Source organism: Mycobacterium sp. 852002-51152_SCH6134967, assembly GCF_001667105.1.
GTDB classification, from domain to species: Bacteria; Actinomycetota; Actinomycetes; order Mycobacteriales; family Mycobacteriaceae; genus Mycobacterium; species Mycobacterium neumannii_A.
This window is the reverse complement of sequence record NZ_LZIK01000068.1, coordinates 306,261-320,875: the sequence shown is the minus strand read 5'-3', so window position 1 is coordinate 320,875 and position 14,615 is coordinate 306,261. Positions and strand designations below refer to the sequence as shown.

Here is a 14,615-nt window from a genome sequence, read left to right as displayed (position 1 = left end):
AACATGGCTAGCGGTAATAAATCCGCCGCCCCGCGGCGAGGCATTCTGGGCACCAAACTGGGCATGACGCAGGTGTTCGACGAGAACAACCGGGTCGTGCCGGTGACGGTCGTCAAGGCCGGGCCCAATGTGGTGACGCGTATCCGTACGCCGGAGCGCGACGGCTACAGCGCGGTGCAGTTGGCCTACGGCGAGATCAGCCCGCGCAAGGTCAATAAGCCTGTCACGGGCCAGTATTCGGCCGCCGGGGTCAACCCGCGCCGGCATCTGGCTGAGCTGCGGCTCGATGACGAGTCCGCCGCCGCCGAATACGAGGTGGGCCAGGAGCTGACCGCCGAGATCTTCGCCGACGGCAACTACGTCGACGTCACCGGCACCAGCAAGGGCAAGGGTTTCGCAGGCACGATGAAGCGGCACGGTTTTCGCGGTCAGGGCGCCAGCCACGGTGCACAGGCCGTGCACCGCCGCCCCGGTTCGATCGGTGGTTGCGCTACGCCCGGCCGCGTGTTCAAGGGCACGCGCATGTCGGGCCGCATGGGCAACGACCGCGTGACGACGCTGAACCTGGTGGTGCACAAGGTCGATGCCGAGAACGGCGTGCTGTTGATCAAGGGCGCAATCCCCGGCCGTAACGGCGGGCTCGTGATGGTCCGCAGCGCAATCAAGAGGAGCGAGTAATGGCTCTCAAAGTTGATGTCCACACCCCGGCTGGGGCGAAAGACGGCTCCGTCGAGCTGCCCGCCGAGCTGTTCGACGTCGAGGTGAACATCGCGTTGATGCACCAGGTGGTCACCGCGCAGCTGGCCGCGGCGCGGCAGGGCACGCACTCCACCAAGTCGCGCGGGGAAGTCCGCGGCGGCGGCAAGAAGCCGTACCGGCAGAAGGGCACCGGCCGCGCGCGCCAGGGCTCGATCCGGGCGCCGCAGTTCACCGGCGGAGGCATCGTGCACGGCCCCAAGCCGCGCGATTACAGCGAGCGGACCCCGAAGAAGATGATCCGGGCCGCGCTGCGCGGTGCGCTGTCCGACCGGGCACGCAACGACCGGATCCATGCGGTCACCGAAATCGTCGCGGGCCAGACGCCGTCGACCAAGAGCGCCAAGACGTTTTTGGCCACGCTCGTCGGCGACCGCAAGCTCGAGAAGAACAAGGTGCTCGTGGTGATCGGCCGCGCCGACGAGGTCAGCGCCAAGAGCGTGCGCAATCTCCCGGGCGTGCACGTGATCTCGCCCGACCAGCTCAACACGTACGACGTGCTGAACGCTGACGATGTGATCTTCAGCGTGGAGGCGCTCAACGCCTACATCAGCGCCAACCAGACTGCGAAAGAGGAGGTGTCGGCCTGATGGCGACCGTCACTGACCCCCGCGACATCATCCTGTCGCCGGTCATCTCCGAGAAGTCGTACGGGCTGATCGAGGACAACGTCTACACGTTCATCGTGCACCCCGACTCGAACAAGACGCAGATCAAGATCGCGATCGAGAAGATCTTCGGCGTCAAGGTCGACTCGGTGAACACCGCCAACCGGCAGGGCAAGCGCAAGCGCACCCGCACCGGATACGGGAAGCGCAAGAGCACCAAGCGCGCCATCGTCACGCTGGCCGCGGGTAGCAAGCCCATCGACCTGTTCGGAGCACCGGCTTGATTTCGTCAAGCCGGCGACGGAGGAAGACCTAGAGAATCATGGCAATTCGCAAGTACAAGCCGACGACCCCCGGTCGCCGCGGTGCCAGCGTCTCCGACTTCGCTGAGATCACTCGCGACCACCCGGAGAAGTCGCTGGTTCGACCGCTGCACGGCAAGGGCGGTCGAAACGCGCACGGCCGCATCACCACCCGGCACAAGGGCGGTGGGCACAAGCGTGCCTACCGGGTGATCGACTTCCGTCGCCACGACAAGGACGGCGTCAACGCCAAGGTCGCGCACATCGAGTACGACCCCAACCGCACCGCCAACATCGCACTGCTGCACTACTTCGACGGGGAGAAGCGCTACATCATCGCCCCCGAGGGTCTCAAGCAGGGCACCGTCGTCGAGTCGGGTCCCAACGCCGACATCAAACCGGGTAACAACCTGCCGCTGCGCAACATCCCCGCGGGCACCCTGGTGCATGCGGTGGAACTGCGGCCAGGCGGCGGCGCCAAGCTCGCGCGCTCGGCCGGCGCCAGCATCCAGTTGCTGGGCAAGGAAGGCACTTACGCGTCGCTGCGTATGCCCTCGGGTGAGATCCGCCGCGTCGACGTGCGCTGCCGCGCCACCGTCGGCGAGGTGGGCAACGCCGAGCAGGCGAACATCAACTGGGGCAAGGCCGGCCGCATGCGGTGGAAGGGCAAGCGCCCCTCCGTCCGTGGTGTCGTGATGAACCCGGTCGATCACCCCCACGGCGGTGGTGAAGGTAAGACCTCCGGTGGTCGTCACCCGGTGAGCCCGTGGGGCAAGCCCGAAGGCCGCACCCGCAAGCCGAACAAAGCGAGCAACAAGCTCATAGTCCGTCGCCGGCGCACCGGCAAGAAGCGCTGAGAGTAGGCAGGTACAAGGAATATGCCACGCAGCCTGAAGAAGGGTCCGTTCGTCGACGACCATCTGTTGAAGAAGGTCGACGCGCAGAACGAGAAGAACACCAAGCAGGTCATCAAGACCTGGTCGCGTCGGTCGACCATCATCCCGGATTTCATCGGGCACACCTTTGCGGTGCATGACGGCCGCAAGCATGTCCCGGTGTTCGTCACCGAGGCGATGGTCGGGCACAAGCTCGGCGAGTTCGCCCCCACCCGCACCTTCAAGGGTCACATCAAGGATGACCGGAAGGCGAAGAGGCGCTAATGACTACAGCGATTGAATATCCGTCCGCGACGGCGAAGGCGCGCTTCGTGCGCGTATCGCCGACGAAGGCGCGCCGCGTCATCGACCTGGTGCGCGGTAAGTCGGTGTCCGAAGCGCTGGACATCCTGCGGTGGGCTCCGCAGGCGGCCAGCGAGCCGGTCGCCAAGGTCATCGCGAGCGCGGCGGCCAACGCGCAGAACAACGAGGGCCTGGACCCGTCCACTCTCGTGGTCGCGACCGTCTACGCCGACGAGGGGCCAACCGCCAAGCGCATCCGGCCACGCGCGCAGGGCCGTGCGTTCCGGATTCGCAAGCGCACCAGCCACATCACGGTGATCGTGGAGAGCAGAGTGAGCCAGGAGCAGCGTGGCGGCGGCCAGTCGGCCAGCGCGGCTCGTTCGCGTCGCGCCCAGGGCAGTAAGGCCAAGAGCGCTGAAGCGGCCAAGAAGGCCCCCGCCAACAAGACCGCAGAGCAGGCGCCCGCCAAGAAGGCACCAGCCAAAAAGGCCGCGCCCAAGAAGGCCGAGGCGAAAGCCGGCACCAAGGCTGAGAAATCGACTGCTAAAGCGTCCGATGCGAAGGAGGGCTCGGAGTAGTGGGCCAGAAAATCAATCCCCACGGCTTCCGGCTCGGTATCACCACCGACTGGAAGTCCCGGTGGTACGCCGATAAGCAGTACAAGGATTACGTCAAAGAAGACGTCGCGATTCGACGGCTGCTAGCCACCGGCCTCGAGCGCGCCGGCATCGCCGACGTGGAGATCGAGCGCACCCGGGACCGCGTGCGTGTGGACATCCACACCGCACGCCCGGGCATCGTGATCGGCCGCCGTGGCACCGAAGCCGACCGTATTCGCGCCGACCTCGAGAAGCTGACCGGCAAGCAGGTGCAGCTGAACATCCTCGAGGTGAAAAATCCCGAGTCGCAGGCGCAGTTGGTGGCCCAGGGCGTTGCCGAGCAGCTGTCCAACCGCGTGGCCTTCCGCCGCGCCATGCGCAAGGCGATCCAGTCCGCGATGCGGCAGCCCAACGTCAAGGGAATTCGCGTGCAGTGCTCGGGCCGCCTCGGTGGCGCCGAGATGAGCCGCTCGGAGTTCTACCGCGAAGGTCGCGTGCCGCTGCACACGCTGCGCGCCGACATCGACTACGGCCTGTACGAGGCGAAGACGACGTTCGGCCGTATCGGCGTGAAGGTGTGGATCTACAAGGGCGACATCGTCGGTGGCAAGCGTGAGCTGGCCGCCGCCGTGCCGGCCGGTGCGGATCGTCCGCGCCGCGAGCGTCCTTCTGGCACCCGGCCGCGCCGCAGCGGCGCGTCGGGCACCACCGCGACGAGCACCGAAGCCGGCCGTGCCGCTTCGGGCGGTTCCGAGAGCGGCACGGCTCCGGCCGGCAGCGTCGCAGACAACGCCGCGGCTTCGCAGGCCGCAGCGGCGGCCGAGACGCCGACAGAAAATACGGAGAGCTGAATCATGTTGATTCCCCGCAAAGTCAAGCACCGTAAGCAACACCACCCGAGGCAGCGCGGCATCGCCAGCGGCGGCACGACGGTGAGCTTCGGTGACTACGGTATCCAGGCGCTCGAGCACGCCTACATCACCAACCGGCAGATCGAGTCCGCTCGTATCGCGATCAACCGGCACATCAAGCGTGGCGGCAAGGTGTGGATCAACATCTTCCCGGACCGCCCGCTGACCAAGAAGCCCGCCGAAACCCGCATGGGTTCCGGTAAGGGTTCGCCCGAGTGGTGGGTGGCCAACGTCAAACCGGGCCGCGTGCTCTTCGAGTTGAGCTACCCCGATGAGGCGACCGCCCGGGCCGCGCTGACCCGCGCGATCCACAAGCTGCCGATCAAGGCACGCATCGTCACCCGAGAGGAGCACTTCTGATGGCAGTGGGAGTGACGCCGGGCGAACTGCGCGAGCTGACCGACGACGAATTGAAGGGTCGGCTGCGCGAGTCCAAGGAAGAGTTGTTCAACCTGCGCTTCCAGATGGCGACCGGCCAATTGTCGAACAACCGCCGGCTTCGCACGGTGCGTCAGGAAATCGCGCGCGTGTACACCGTGCTGCGCGAACGTGAGTTGGGTCTGGCCTCCGGACCCGTGGGTGAGGATTCGTAGAAATGGCAGACAACACTGCAAAAGGGCCCAAGTACACCCCGCGCAAGGACGAGGAGCGTGGCCGCCGCAAGACGGCCATCGGGTACGTGGTTTCGGACAAGATGCAGAAGACCATCGTGGTCGAGCTGGAAGATCGTAAGAGCCACCCGCTCTACGGCAAGATCATCCGCACCACCAAGAAGGTCAAGGCACACGACGAGGACGACAGCGCGGGCATCGGCGACCGGGTGTCGCTGATGGAGACGCGTCCGCTGTCGGCGACCAAGCGCTGGCGGCTCGTCGAGATTCTCGAGAAGGCCAAATAGGCCGAACCGCAAGGAAAACCCCCGAACACCGAACGTGTCGGGGGTTTTCGCTTTTGCGCTCAGTCTTCTGCGGGCCGCAGGACCGCCAGCACGGTCAGAAGCAAAATCTTGAAATCCAAAAGCAGCGACCAGTTGTCGATGTAGTAGTTGTCCCATTCGGCGCGGTCGGCAATCGAGGTCTGGCCCCGGAAACCGTGCACCTGGGCCCAACCCGTCATGCCCGCCTTCACCCGGTGGCGCTGGCCGTAGCGACGTACGTGCATCTCGAACAACTCGACGAACTCCGGCCGCTCGGGGCGCGGCCCCACCAGGCTCATCTCTCCGCGAAGCACATTGATCAGTTGGGGCAGTTCGTCCAGCGATGCCTTGCGCATGATGCGGCCGATACGGGTGCGTCGATCGTCGCCCTCGACTCCGCCCGGCGCCGTACCCTTCTCGGGTTCGAAACCCGCAGCGGTCTTCTCGGGTTGGCGCATGGTGCGAAACTTCAAGCACCCGAACACCTTTCCGTCGCGTCCGATCCGCTCTTGACTGAAGAAGATCGGGCCCGGCGAGCTGAACTTCACCGCCATCGCGAGCACGAGCAGCAACGGCGAGATGAGCACAAGTCCGATCAGCGCAGCGACGCGGTCACTGCCATGCTTGACGGCGAATTGCCAGCCTTTCGGATTGACGCGGGTCAGCACCATGAGCGGTACGCCGCCCATGTGCTCGATTCGGGTGCCACTGCCCACTGAGTCCATCAATCGCGGCACCACGCGCACGCGTAACCCGAGTTCCTGAGCCAATTGCGCGGTCCGCGACAGGTGTTCGTCGGGTAGCGGCGATGGGGCGATGATGAGCTCCTCTGCCCGCGTGGCGCGCGCGGCGCTCTCGAGCTCGTTCGTACCACCCAGGTAAGGGACGTCGAACATCTCCACATCTGTGGGCCGCGTGTCGTCCAATACACCGACCGGACACATGCCGTAGTCCCGGATCTGACGCATGCGGGAAATGAGCTGATGGGCGACCGGACCGGACCCGACGACCAGTGCCGGCCTGCCGACATCGAACCTCCTGCGCAGCCAGCGGTTCACCAACGACCGAGCCAGGCGCACCACGGGAATGAGAATGGCGGCGAACACCCAGATCTTCAGGACGAGTTCGCTCGGGCGGACGTACGGCGTGAGAACCTCTCCGACCGGCAGACGGGGCACCAGGAGCACCATCAGCGTCAACGTGGCCAGAGCGGCCACCGCGATCGACGTTGCCACGGGCTCGAACTGGTCCAGGAAGCCCTCATTCAGCTTCTGTCGATACATCGACCGGGTGGTCATCACGAGCAGCAGGATCGGGACGAAAAGCCACGAGAACAGGGCGAGGTTGCGATCCTGCTCCATGTCGCCCGGGATCCACCAATGCGCCAGCGCCACCGCGGCCACAGCCAGGACGACGTCGATCGCCACGGTGATCATCGAGTACCACGGATCGACACGGAGAACTTCAACCCAGCGGGGTGTCGGATTGGGCGAAGGAGCCGGCACAACCTTCAACCGCGGCACCGTCGGACGGCTACTAGGCGCGTGCTCCGAGACATCCGCCTTAAGCTGCATTTATCACTCTCTCGGACAGAACTGGCAACTATGTTAGATGCACTGTACCGACCCCGATCTCAAAAAGCGCAGTCATAGCAAGCGTTGAAAACGCGCGCTCTCGTGCCAGTGAACTTCAAGTTTGCTGAAGTTCTGTTATCAAGCGTTTGACGTGGGAGGGGCGCTGAAAATCCGCTCCGTAGTCAGTTGCGCAAGATCGCTCAGAATCTGGACGTGGCCAGTGCTCCACTGCCTTGGCTTGCTGTCGGAAACACACAGCGTGCCGATCGCGTGGCCATCTTGATCGATCAGGGGTATGCCGAGGTAGGCGGCCATCGCACCGCCGCGCACCACAGGGTGGTTCATGAACACGGGGTCGGTCCGTGCGTCTTCGACGACCAAAGCGGCTCTATCGGCCACGGTGTACTGGCAGATGGATTGGTCGAAGGGCATCGCTCGGTCCTCGATCGAGAGCTTTCCCATCCCGGCGGTGCTCTTGTAGTACGTACGGTCGGCATCGACCAGGCTCACCGCCGCGAACGGGGTCCCCAGCGCCTCTGCGGCCGCTCGGGTGATCCGGTCGTAGGCCGGGTCCGGCGGCGAGTCGAGTAGTCCGGTCGAACGCAGTGAACTCAGTCGATCGGGGTCGTTTACCACCGTCGACACGTCCGGCATGGCATCGCTGTCCAGCACTCCTGATTCGGACAGGTGCGAGAGTAGTTCCTTCGCCGAGACGCTGGTGCGCATCTGGTCGGCGACCATTTGTGATGCGACCGCACGTGCGACGTAGGTTTCCACGTCCGTGCCGGCATTGCGTGCGCATTCTTCGAGTTGGCGGTTGAGCCACTCATCGAAGCGCCGAAACGAGCGAGTCACAATGCGAAACCGTATACGAATTGGCTGATCTGCACGTGTGGGTCGAATGGCAGCGGGAGTTTTCGGTCGCAGGCGTCGTCGCGCCCGCTAACCGATCCTGGCGGCGATGCCGTCGAGCAATTGACCCAACCCGGAGCGGAAGTCGGCGGAAGTTTCGTCGTCGGTGGGGTCGAAGACACCCTCGTGCAGCGCCGCGGCGAGTGCCGGGAACTTCTCCGGGTCGAGCAGGCTCCGAAGAAGTGCCGGATACCCCGGCCAATCGGTTCGACCAGCCTCGATGTCGACTGCCGCCGCACCGCGGACGAAGTGCAGAACCGCCATGACCGCGGCGAACTTCTCGCGCTCGGTGAGCCCGGTGTCGGCGAGGGCGGCCAGCCCCGCGTCCAGCCACGCCACCTGGCCCGGATCGGCCGGCGGCCCGGCGGACACGGCCTGTAGCACCCATGGGTGGCGGTGGTAGACGTCCCACAATCCGTCCGCCCAATTCGTCAGGGCCTCAGCCCAATCGGCGGCCGCGCCGCTTGGTGGACGGCCGACCGCGTCAGCCGACATGAAGATCACGAGCTCGTCCTTATTGGCGACATGCCGGTACAGCGACATCGTGCCGCACCCCAGACGCTCGGCCAGTCGGGCCATGGACAGTGCGTCGAGACCGTCGGCGTCGGCCAGTTCGACGGCTGCGCGCACGATGCGCTCGCGGCTCAGCCCAGTGGAGCGTGCGGGCTCGCTCGGCTCATGCCAGAGGAGCTTCAGTGCGCGCGGTAGGGATTCGCTCATCGATGGTCAGCCTAAGTCACTGGACACCGGGCGCGTATGCCGTACGCTCGTTGCGTATGTCATACGCATTTTGTCGGACTTCTCACCGGTGGGCGCTTGCACTCGCGGTCGTCGTGGCGTGCTTTCTGGGCTTCTCCGTACCGCCGTATCTGGCCGGCGGCACCCGGGTGCCCGCCACGTTCTGGCTGCACTACCCGCTGTTGGTGTTTCATGTGATGTTTGCGAGCGTCGCGATGGTCGCGGCAGTCGTGCAGATCTGGCCCCGGCTTCGTACCCGTCACCCCGCGCTGCATCGCCGTTGCGGACGCGTGTACGTCGTCGCTGCACTTCCGGCGGCCGTGTCGGCGATGGTGATCGGCGCGGTCACTCCGTTCGGACCACTTTTGGCCGTCAGCAACGTGACGTTGGGCGCGCTGTGGCTGTGGTTCACCGCGAGGGGTTATGTCGCGGCCCGGAGTCGCCGTATCTCCGCCCACCGGCGGAACATGGTGCGCAGCGCGGCGCTGGCACTGTCTGTCATCACCAACCGAATCTGGACGCCTGTCATCTATGTCTCCTTTCAACCATTGCAGGACAACGTCTTTGGCGGCAATGCCGAACATTTCCAATGGTTTGTCGCCGGAGTCGGTGCATGGCTGGGGTGGACGGTTCCTCTCGGAGTCGTTCAGTGGTGGCTGACCAGACGGGCGGTGACGGCGTCGTCGTCGAATCGTCAGCTAACCGAGACACCCCACGTGTAATCTCCGGGCCACACTGCGACGCGACACCGGACAAGGCTGGGCATGGCAACCGAATTCAACGGCAAGATCGAACTCGATATCCGCGACTCGGAACCGGACTGGGGCCCGTACGCCGCACCGACTGCCCCCGAAGGCGCCCCCAACGTGCTCTACCTCGTCTGGGACGACATCGGTATCGCCACATGGGACTGCTTCGGCGGCCTCGTCGAGATGCCCACGATGAGCCGTATCGCCGAACGCGGCGTTCGACTGTCGCAGTTCCACACCACCGCGCTCTGCTCGCCGACCAGGGCGTCCCTGTTGACCGGTCGCAACCCGACGACCGTCGGCATGGCGACCATAGAGGAGTTCACCGAAGGCTTCCCCGGCTGCAACGGGCGGATTCCGTTCGACACCGCGCTACTGTCCGAAGTGCTGGCCGAACACGGATACAACACCTATTGCGTCGGCAAGTGGCATCTGACACCGCTCGAGGAGTCGAATCTGGCCTCCACCAAACGACATTGGCCCCTGTCGCGCGGCTTCGAGCGGTTCTACGGGTTCATGGGCGGCGAAACCGATCAGTGGTATCCGGAGCTGGTCTACGACAACCACCCCGTCGCGCCGCCGGCCGCGCCGGAGGAGGGTTACCACCTGTCAAAGGACCTGGCGGACAAGACCATCGAGTTCATCCGCGATGCGAAGGTGATCGCACCGGACAAGCCGTGGTTCTCCTACGTCTGCCCAGGAGCCGGACACGCCCCGCATCACGTCTTCGCCGAGTGGGCCGACCGCTACGCCGGCAAGTTCGACATGGGCTACGAGCGATACCGCGAGATCGTGCTGGAGAACCAGAAGAAGCTCGGCATCGTGCCCGCCGACACCGAACTCTCGCCGATCAATCCGTACGGAGACGTCAAGGGGCCCAACGGTGAACCGTGGCCGACACAGGACACGGTGCGGCCGTGGGATGAGCTCGGCGACGACGAGAAGCGCCTGTTCGCGCGCATGGCCGAAGTGTTCGCCGGATTCCTGTCCTACACCGATGCGCAGATCGGTCGCATCATCGACTATCTGGAGGAGTCGGATCAGCTCGACAACACGATCATCGTCGTCATCTCCGACAACGGCGCGAGCGGCGAAGGCGGCCCGAACGGCTCGGTGAACGAGGTCAAATTCTTCAACGGATACATCGACACCGTCGAGGACGGCCTTCGTCTCATCGACGACCTCGGCGGCCCGGAGACCTACAACCACTATCCGACCGGCTGGGCGATGGCGTTCAACGCACCCTACAAGCTCTTCAAGCGCTACGCCTCGCACGAAGGCGGGATCGCGGACCCTGCAATCATCTCCTGGCCCAAGGGAATCGCCGCACACGGCGAGGTGCGAGACAGCTACATCAACGTCTGCGACGTCACACCGACGATCTACCAGCTCCTCGGCATCACCCCGCCGGACACGGTCAAAGGAGTGCCCCAGAAGCCGCTGGACGGGGTGAGTTTCGAGGCAACGCTGCGGGATTCGTCGGCGGCAACCGACAAGCGCACGCAGTTCTACACGATGCTCGGCACACGGGGGATCTGGCACGACGGCTGGTTCGCCAACACCGTGCACGCCGCATCGCCGGCGGGTTGGTCGCATTTCGACAGCGACCGATGGGAGCTGTTCCACATCGAAGCCGACCGCAGTCAGTGCCACGATCTGGCCGCCGAAAACCCGGACAAACTCGAAGAACTCACCAAGCTGTGGTTCGCCGAGGCCGACAAGTACAACGGGTTGCCGCTTGGTGACCTGAACATCTTCGACACCATTTCGCGGTGGCGGCCGGGGGTGGCGGGCCGGCGTGACTCGTACCGGTACTACCCGGGCACCGCCGACGTCGGGATGGGAGCTGCGGTCGAGATACAAGGGCGGTCGTTCGCGGCCATGGCCGAGATGGTGATCGACACGTCGGGCGCCGAAGGCGTGATCTTCAAACACGGTGGCGCCCACGGCGGTCACGTGATGTTCGTACAGGACGGGCGGCTTCACTACGTCTACAACTTCCTGGGCGAAGACGAGCAGCGAATGTCGTCGCCGGATGCAGTGCCGTTGGGGCGGCACTCGTTCGGGGTCGCGTATGTGCGCACCGGAACTGCCGAGGGCAGCCATACCCCGATCGGAGACGCGGCTTTGTATATCGACGACCAGCAGGTCGCGACGTTGCGCGAAATGCGTGTCCACCCGGGGACGTTCGGGCTCGCCGGCGCGAGCCTGAGCATCGGCAGGAACGCTGGATCCCCGGTCTCCCGTTCGTATACGCCGCCGTTCGCGTTCACCGGCGGCACCATCGTCGCGGTCAACATCGACGTCTCGGGCAAGCCGTATCTGGACCTGGAGCGGGAGTTCGCTCGCGCCTTCGCGAAGGACTGAACACACCGAGCGTGGGGGCGGGACGGAAACCATGAAGTACGCCGTCGGGCAGGCGATCGCGCTGACGTGCCTGCTGACCGCGTGTGTCGACAACAGCGAAGGCGTACCGATCGCAGAAGAGGCCGTCGTCTCCGACACGACGATCTCCGCCACCTCGACGCCGCCGTCGACCGCGCCGTCCGACCCGCAGGTCGACACCGCCCAGCCGGGCATCGTGTCGACCCCGCAACCGTCGGCGGCCCGTCGCGCTTGCAGCCTGCCGGGACCCGCGCACGTGTTGGCCGCGGTGCCCGATCCGGCGGCGCCCAGGATCACGGTGGCTCTACCCGCGGGATGGTCCACGGCGGCGGGGCAGGGGGATGTCGCGCTGCGGCTGGCCGGGCCGGACGGGATGTGGGCGACGGTCACCATTGCCGAGACCACGCTGCCGCCGGCCGAAGCGTTCGAACGCTATGCCGACGACGCTGTGGCGGCGGCCGACATCAGCACGCTGAGCGTGTTGCCGGCCGAACTGTGCGGCTACAGCGGTCAGAAGCTGCTCGGGTCGTGGGCGGGCTCGCCGGGACCCGCGGTGCAGTTCGGCGACCGGATCGCCCATATCCCGACGAGCACCGGCGACTACCTGGTGGCGGTGCACGTCGAAGCTCCCGCTCAGACGGCGGGCTTCGACCCGCTCGCCTCGCCGCTGCTGGGGGGGTTCGGCATCGTCGTTCCCTGAGCGATCATTCATCGAGTCGACGCGAAGTCGCTGATTACGGGACGCTCGGGGTCCTGCGAGCGTGCGGAAAGTGTCGAGAATCCGCGGCGGGTCGTCGACAAACACGCACGCTCGCGCCGCAGGGGAGGGCGTGATCTGCGACGATTTGGCTTCCTGCAGGTCCTCCCATAGAATCAGGCGGTTGCCTTGGGCAGACCTCGGCCAGTCGCGTGCGGCGGGCCCCGCGTGCCTTTCGGTGACAGCAAGACCGCGTACGTCCAGGTCGGTATCTGGCGTGCATACAAAAACCAGGTCGAGGAGATCGAGTGATTCAGCAGGAATCGCGGCTCAAGGTCGCCGACAACACGGGCGCCAGGGAGATCCTGTGCATCCGCGTGCTCGGTGGCTCGTCGCGGCGCTATGCCGGCATCGGCGATGTCATCGTGGCGACCGTCAAGGAAGCCATTCCCGGCGGCAACGTCAAGCGTGGCGAGATCGTGAAGGCCGTCATCGTGCGCACCGTCAAGGAGCGCCGTCGCGCCGACGGAAGCTACATCAAGTTCGACGAGAACGCCGCCGTCATCATCAAGGCCGACAACGACCCGCGCGGTACCCGCATCTTCGGCCCGGTCGGACGCGAACTGCGCGAGAAGCGCTTCATGAAGATCGTCTCGCTTGCTCCGGAGGTGTTGTAGATGAAGGTCCACAAGGGCGACACCGTGCTCGTCATCTCCGGCAAGGACAAGGGCGCCAAGGGCAAGGTGCTGGTCGCCTACCCGGCGCGCAACAAAGTCCTCGTCGAGGGCGTCAACCGGATCAAGAAGCACACGGCGGTGTCGAGCAACGAGCGCGGCGCACAGTCCGGCGGCATCGTCACCCAGGAGGCGCCGATCGACGTCTCGAACGTGATGGTCGTCGACTCCGACGGCAAGCCGACCCGCATCACGTACCGGGTTGACGAGGAGACCGGCAAGAAGGTCCGCATCGCCAAGACCAACGGCAAGGACATCAACTCATGACCACCGTCGAAAACACCGCAAAAACCCTGCCGCGCCTCAAGCAGCGCTACCGCGAAGAGATCCGCGACACGCTGGCCAAGGAGTTCGGCTACGCGAACGTCATGCAGATCCCCGGCGTGGTCAAGGTCGTCGTCAACATGGGCGTCGGCGACGCCGCCCGTGATGCGAAGCTGATCAACGGCGCGGTCAACGATCTCGCACTGATCACCGGTCAGAAGCCGGAGGTGCGCCGGGCGCGTAAGTCCATCGCCCAGTTCAAGCTTCGCGAGGGCATGCCGATCGGCGCCCGCGTCACGCTGCGCGGCGACCGGATGTGGGAATTCCTCGATCGGTTGATCTCGATCGCGCTGCCGCGTATCCGCGACTTCCGCGGGCTGTCGCCCAAGCAGTTCGACGGCACCGGCAACTACACCTTCGGACTCACCGAGCAGTCGGTGTTCCACGAGATCGATGTGGACTCCATCGACCGCCCCCGTGGCATGGACATCACCGTCGTCACCTCGGCGACGACCGACGACGAAGGACGAGCGCTGCTGCGGGCGCTGGGCTTTCCGTTCAAGGAGAACTGAGTTATGGCAAAGAAGGCACTGGTCAACAAGGCCAACAAGAAGCCGAAGTTCGAGGTGCGCGCCTACACCCGCTGCCAGCGGTGCGGCCGCCCACGCGCCGTCTTCCGCAAGTTCGGCCTGTGCCGGATCTGCCTGCGCGAGATGGCGCACGCCGGCGAACTGCCCGGTGTGCAGAAGAGCAGCTGGTAACGAAGCCCGACGATGAGCGCTTGCGCGACGAGCGGCAAGCAACGACCAGACCCCAACCAAACAGGTTGCGGTAGGCCCGGATACCGGGAACCACCGCGAGAAAGGTGAGCCGGCTGTCATGACTATGACGGACCCGATCGCAGACTTCTTGACACGTCTGCGCAACGCCAATTCGGCGTACCACGACGAGGTGACACTGCCCCACTCCAAGCTCAAGGCCAACATCGCCGAGATCTTGAAGAAAGAGGGCTACATCGCCGACTACCGCACCGAGGATGCTCGGGTCGGCAAGTCGCTTGTCGTGCAACTGAAGTACGGCCCCAGCCGGGAGCGAAGCATCGCCGGCCTGCGCCGCGTGTCCAAGCCCGGTCTGCGGGTGTACGCGAAATCCACCAATCTGCCGCGGGTTCTCGGCGGCCTCGGCGTGGCGATCATCTCCACGTCGTCGGGGCTCCGGACCGACCGCCAGGCAGCCCAAGAGGGCGTGGGCGGCGAAGTCCTCGCGTACGTGTGGTAGGCGAGAGGGAGTAG

21 protein-coding genes are annotated in these 14,615 nt (G+C 65.3%); 18 read left to right on the top strand and 3 right to left on the bottom strand.

From position 1 onward, the window contains the following. Positions 1-3 precede the first annotated feature (3 nt). Genes rplC through rpsQ form a run of 10 tightly spaced genes read left to right on the top strand, consistent with a single transcriptional unit; the run spans position 4 to position 5,252 of the window. Positions 4-678 (top strand): 50S ribosomal protein L3, encoded by a 675-nt coding sequence (gene rplC, locus A5790_RS22700; RefSeq protein ID WP_064400120.1) that lies wholly within the window; start codon positions 4-6, stop codon positions 676-678. Beyond that, positions 678-1,346, top strand: coding sequence for a 50S ribosomal protein L4 (rplD, locus tag A5790_RS22695; protein WP_066849489.1), 669 nt, complete (start codon positions 678-680; stop codon positions 1,344-1,346). The genes rplC and rplD overlap by 1 nt, the downstream gene beginning before the upstream one ends. Continuing rightward, positions 1,346-1,648: a 50S ribosomal protein L23 gene (gene rplW, locus A5790_RS22690; protein ID WP_064400118.1), complete on the top strand. Its 303-nt coding sequence runs from the start codon at positions 1,346-1,348 to the stop codon at positions 1,646-1,648. The genes rplD and rplW overlap by 1 nt, the downstream gene beginning before the upstream one ends. A 38-nt stretch (positions 1,649-1,686) precedes the next feature. After that, positions 1,687-2,523, top strand: a complete 837-nt coding sequence (gene rplB / locus A5790_RS22685) for a 50S ribosomal protein L2 (RefSeq protein ID WP_064419510.1) — start codon at positions 1,687-1,689, stop codon at positions 2,521-2,523. 21 nt (positions 2,524-2,544) lie between these two features. Continuing rightward, positions 2,545-2,826 carry a 30S ribosomal protein S19 gene (rpsS, locus tag A5790_RS22680; protein WP_007167837.1) on the top strand — a complete coding sequence of 94 codons (282 nt, stop codon included), beginning with the start codon at positions 2,545-2,547 and terminating at the stop codon, positions 2,824-2,826. Beyond that, positions 2,826-3,422, top strand: a complete 597-nt coding sequence (gene rplV, locus A5790_RS22675) for a 50S ribosomal protein L22 (RefSeq protein ID WP_066849485.1) — start codon at positions 2,826-2,828, stop codon at positions 3,420-3,422. Before rpsS ends, rplV begins: the two co-directional genes overlap by 1 nt. Continuing rightward, complete coding sequence (gene rpsC, locus A5790_RS22670) at positions 3,422-4,294, top strand: 30S ribosomal protein S3 (RefSeq protein WP_064400115.1); 873 nt, start codon at positions 3,422-3,424, stop codon at positions 4,292-4,294. The genes rplV and rpsC overlap by 1 nt, the downstream gene beginning before the upstream one ends. A 3-nt stretch (positions 4,295-4,297) precedes the next feature. Next, entirely contained in the window at positions 4,298-4,714 is a 417-nt protein-coding gene (gene rplP / locus A5790_RS22665; protein ID WP_059101353.1) for a 50S ribosomal protein L16, read from the top strand. Beyond that, positions 4,714-4,947, top strand: coding sequence for a 50S ribosomal protein L29 (rpmC, locus tag A5790_RS22660; protein WP_064419507.1), 234 nt, complete (start codon positions 4,714-4,716; stop codon positions 4,945-4,947). Before rplP ends, rpmC begins: the two co-directional genes overlap by 1 nt. 2 nt (positions 4,948-4,949) lie before the next feature. Continuing rightward, positions 4,950-5,252: a 30S ribosomal protein S17 gene (gene rpsQ, locus A5790_RS22655; protein WP_064419506.1), complete on the top strand. Its 303-nt coding sequence runs from the start codon at positions 4,950-4,952 to the stop codon at positions 5,250-5,252. A 59-nt stretch (positions 5,253-5,311) separates the two neighbouring features. On the opposite strand, the gene A5790_RS22650 is transcribed toward rpsQ, so the two are convergent. The 3 genes from A5790_RS22650 to A5790_RS22640 form a co-directional block, all read right to left on the bottom strand. Continuing rightward, positions 5,312-6,844, bottom strand: coding sequence for a sugar transferase (locus A5790_RS22650; RefSeq protein ID WP_082961851.1), 1,533 nt, complete (start codon positions 6,842-6,844; stop codon positions 5,312-5,314). 138 nt (positions 6,845-6,982) lie between these two features. Next, positions 6,983-7,699 carry a GAF domain-containing protein gene (locus tag A5790_RS22645; protein ID WP_066849483.1) on the bottom strand — a complete coding sequence of 239 codons (717 nt, stop codon included), beginning with the start codon at positions 7,697-7,699 and terminating at the stop codon, positions 6,983-6,985. A gap of 87 nt (positions 7,700-7,786) precedes the next feature. After that, complete coding sequence (locus tag A5790_RS22640) at positions 7,787-8,476, bottom strand: TetR/AcrR family transcriptional regulator (RefSeq protein WP_066849481.1); 690 nt, start codon at positions 8,474-8,476, stop codon at positions 7,787-7,789. Positions 8,477-8,532: 56 nt separating this feature from the next. Between A5790_RS22640 and A5790_RS22635 the strand changes: the two genes are divergently transcribed. The 8 genes from A5790_RS22635 (at position 8,533) to rpsH (ending at position 14,601) form a co-directional block, all read left to right on the top strand. Next, positions 8,533-9,216 carry a DUF2306 domain-containing protein gene (locus tag A5790_RS22635; protein WP_066849478.1) on the top strand — a complete coding sequence of 228 codons (684 nt, stop codon included), beginning with the start codon at positions 8,533-8,535 and terminating at the stop codon, positions 9,214-9,216. Positions 9,217-9,258: 42 nt separating this feature from the next. After that, complete coding sequence (locus A5790_RS22630) at positions 9,259-11,610, top strand: arylsulfatase (protein WP_066849474.1); 2,352 nt, start codon at positions 9,259-9,261, stop codon at positions 11,608-11,610. A gap of 31 nt (positions 11,611-11,641) precedes the next feature. Further along, positions 11,642-12,328, top strand: a complete 687-nt coding sequence (locus tag A5790_RS22625; protein ID WP_066849471.1) for a hypothetical protein — start codon at positions 11,642-11,644, stop codon at positions 12,326-12,328. A gap of 305 nt (positions 12,329-12,633) precedes the next feature. Continuing rightward, positions 12,634-13,002 carry a 50S ribosomal protein L14 gene (gene rplN / locus A5790_RS22620; protein ID WP_064400107.1) on the top strand — a complete coding sequence of 123 codons (369 nt, stop codon included), beginning with the start codon at positions 12,634-12,636 and terminating at the stop codon, positions 13,000-13,002. Next, positions 13,003-13,326 carry a 50S ribosomal protein L24 gene (rplX, locus tag A5790_RS22615; protein WP_064400525.1) on the top strand — a complete coding sequence of 108 codons (324 nt, stop codon included), beginning with the start codon at positions 13,003-13,005 and terminating at the stop codon, positions 13,324-13,326. Next, positions 13,323-13,895 (top strand): 50S ribosomal protein L5, encoded by a 573-nt coding sequence (gene rplE, locus A5790_RS22610; protein WP_066849468.1) that lies wholly within the window; start codon positions 13,323-13,325, stop codon positions 13,893-13,895. The genes rplX and rplE overlap by 4 nt, the downstream gene beginning before the upstream one ends. A gap of 3 nt (positions 13,896-13,898) precedes the next feature. Continuing rightward, positions 13,899-14,084 (top strand): type Z 30S ribosomal protein S14, encoded by a 186-nt coding sequence (locus tag A5790_RS22605; protein WP_064400527.1) that lies wholly within the window; start codon positions 13,899-13,901, stop codon positions 14,082-14,084. Between the two features lie 118 nt (positions 14,085-14,202). Continuing rightward, a complete protein-coding gene (gene rpsH, locus A5790_RS22600) occupies positions 14,203-14,601 on the top strand; it encodes a 30S ribosomal protein S8 (RefSeq protein ID WP_064345607.1) in 399 nt (132 codons plus the stop codon). Positions 14,602-14,615 lie beyond the last annotated feature (14 nt).

Excerpts from the sequence above, each read along its gene's own strand:
- rplC (WP_064400120.1), top strand. The coding sequence starts at position 4 with ATGGCTAGCGGTAATAAATCCGCCGCCCCGCGGCGAGGCATTCTGGGC.
- rplD (WP_066849489.1), top strand. The coding sequence starts at position 678 with ATGGCTCTCAAAGTTGATGTCCACACCCCGGCTGGGGCGAAAGACGGC.
- rplW (WP_064400118.1), top strand. The coding sequence starts at position 1,346 with ATGGCGACCGTCACTGACCCCCGCGACATCATCCTGTCGCCGGTCATC.
- rplB (WP_064419510.1), top strand. The coding sequence starts at position 1,687 with ATGGCAATTCGCAAGTACAAGCCGACGACCCCCGGTCGCCGCGGTGCC.
- rpsS (WP_007167837.1), top strand. The coding sequence starts at position 2,545 with ATGCCACGCAGCCTGAAGAAGGGTCCGTTCGTCGACGACCATCTGTTG.
- rplV (WP_066849485.1), top strand. The coding sequence starts at position 2,826 with ATGACTACAGCGATTGAATATCCGTCCGCGACGGCGAAGGCGCGCTTC.
- rplP (WP_059101353.1), top strand. The coding sequence starts at position 4,298 with ATGTTGATTCCCCGCAAAGTCAAGCACCGTAAGCAACACCACCCGAGG.
- rpmC (WP_064419507.1), top strand. The coding sequence starts at position 4,714 with ATGGCAGTGGGAGTGACGCCGGGCGAACTGCGCGAGCTGACCGACGAC.
- rpsQ (WP_064419506.1), top strand. The coding sequence starts at position 4,950 with ATGGCAGACAACACTGCAAAAGGGCCCAAGTACACCCCGCGCAAGGAC.
- A5790_RS22650 (WP_082961851.1), bottom strand. The coding sequence starts at position 6,844 with ATGCAGCTTAAGGCGGATGTCTCGGAGCACGCGCCTAGTAGCCGTCCG.
- A5790_RS22640 (WP_066849481.1), bottom strand. The coding sequence starts at position 8,476 with ATGAGCGAATCCCTACCGCGCGCACTGAAGCTCCTCTGGCATGAGCCG.
- A5790_RS22635 (WP_066849478.1), top strand. The coding sequence starts at position 8,533 with ATGTCATACGCATTTTGTCGGACTTCTCACCGGTGGGCGCTTGCACTC.
- A5790_RS22630 (WP_066849474.1), top strand. The coding sequence starts at position 9,259 with ATGGCAACCGAATTCAACGGCAAGATCGAACTCGATATCCGCGACTCG.
- A5790_RS22625 (WP_066849471.1), top strand. The coding sequence starts at position 11,642 with ATGAAGTACGCCGTCGGGCAGGCGATCGCGCTGACGTGCCTGCTGACC.
- rplX (WP_064400525.1), top strand. The coding sequence starts at position 13,003 with ATGAAGGTCCACAAGGGCGACACCGTGCTCGTCATCTCCGGCAAGGAC.
- rplE (WP_066849468.1), top strand. The coding sequence starts at position 13,323 with ATGACCACCGTCGAAAACACCGCAAAAACCCTGCCGCGCCTCAAGCAG.
- A5790_RS22605 (WP_064400527.1), top strand. The coding sequence starts at position 13,899 with ATGGCAAAGAAGGCACTGGTCAACAAGGCCAACAAGAAGCCGAAGTTC.
- rpsH (WP_064345607.1), top strand. The coding sequence starts at position 14,203 with ATGACTATGACGGACCCGATCGCAGACTTCTTGACACGTCTGCGCAAC.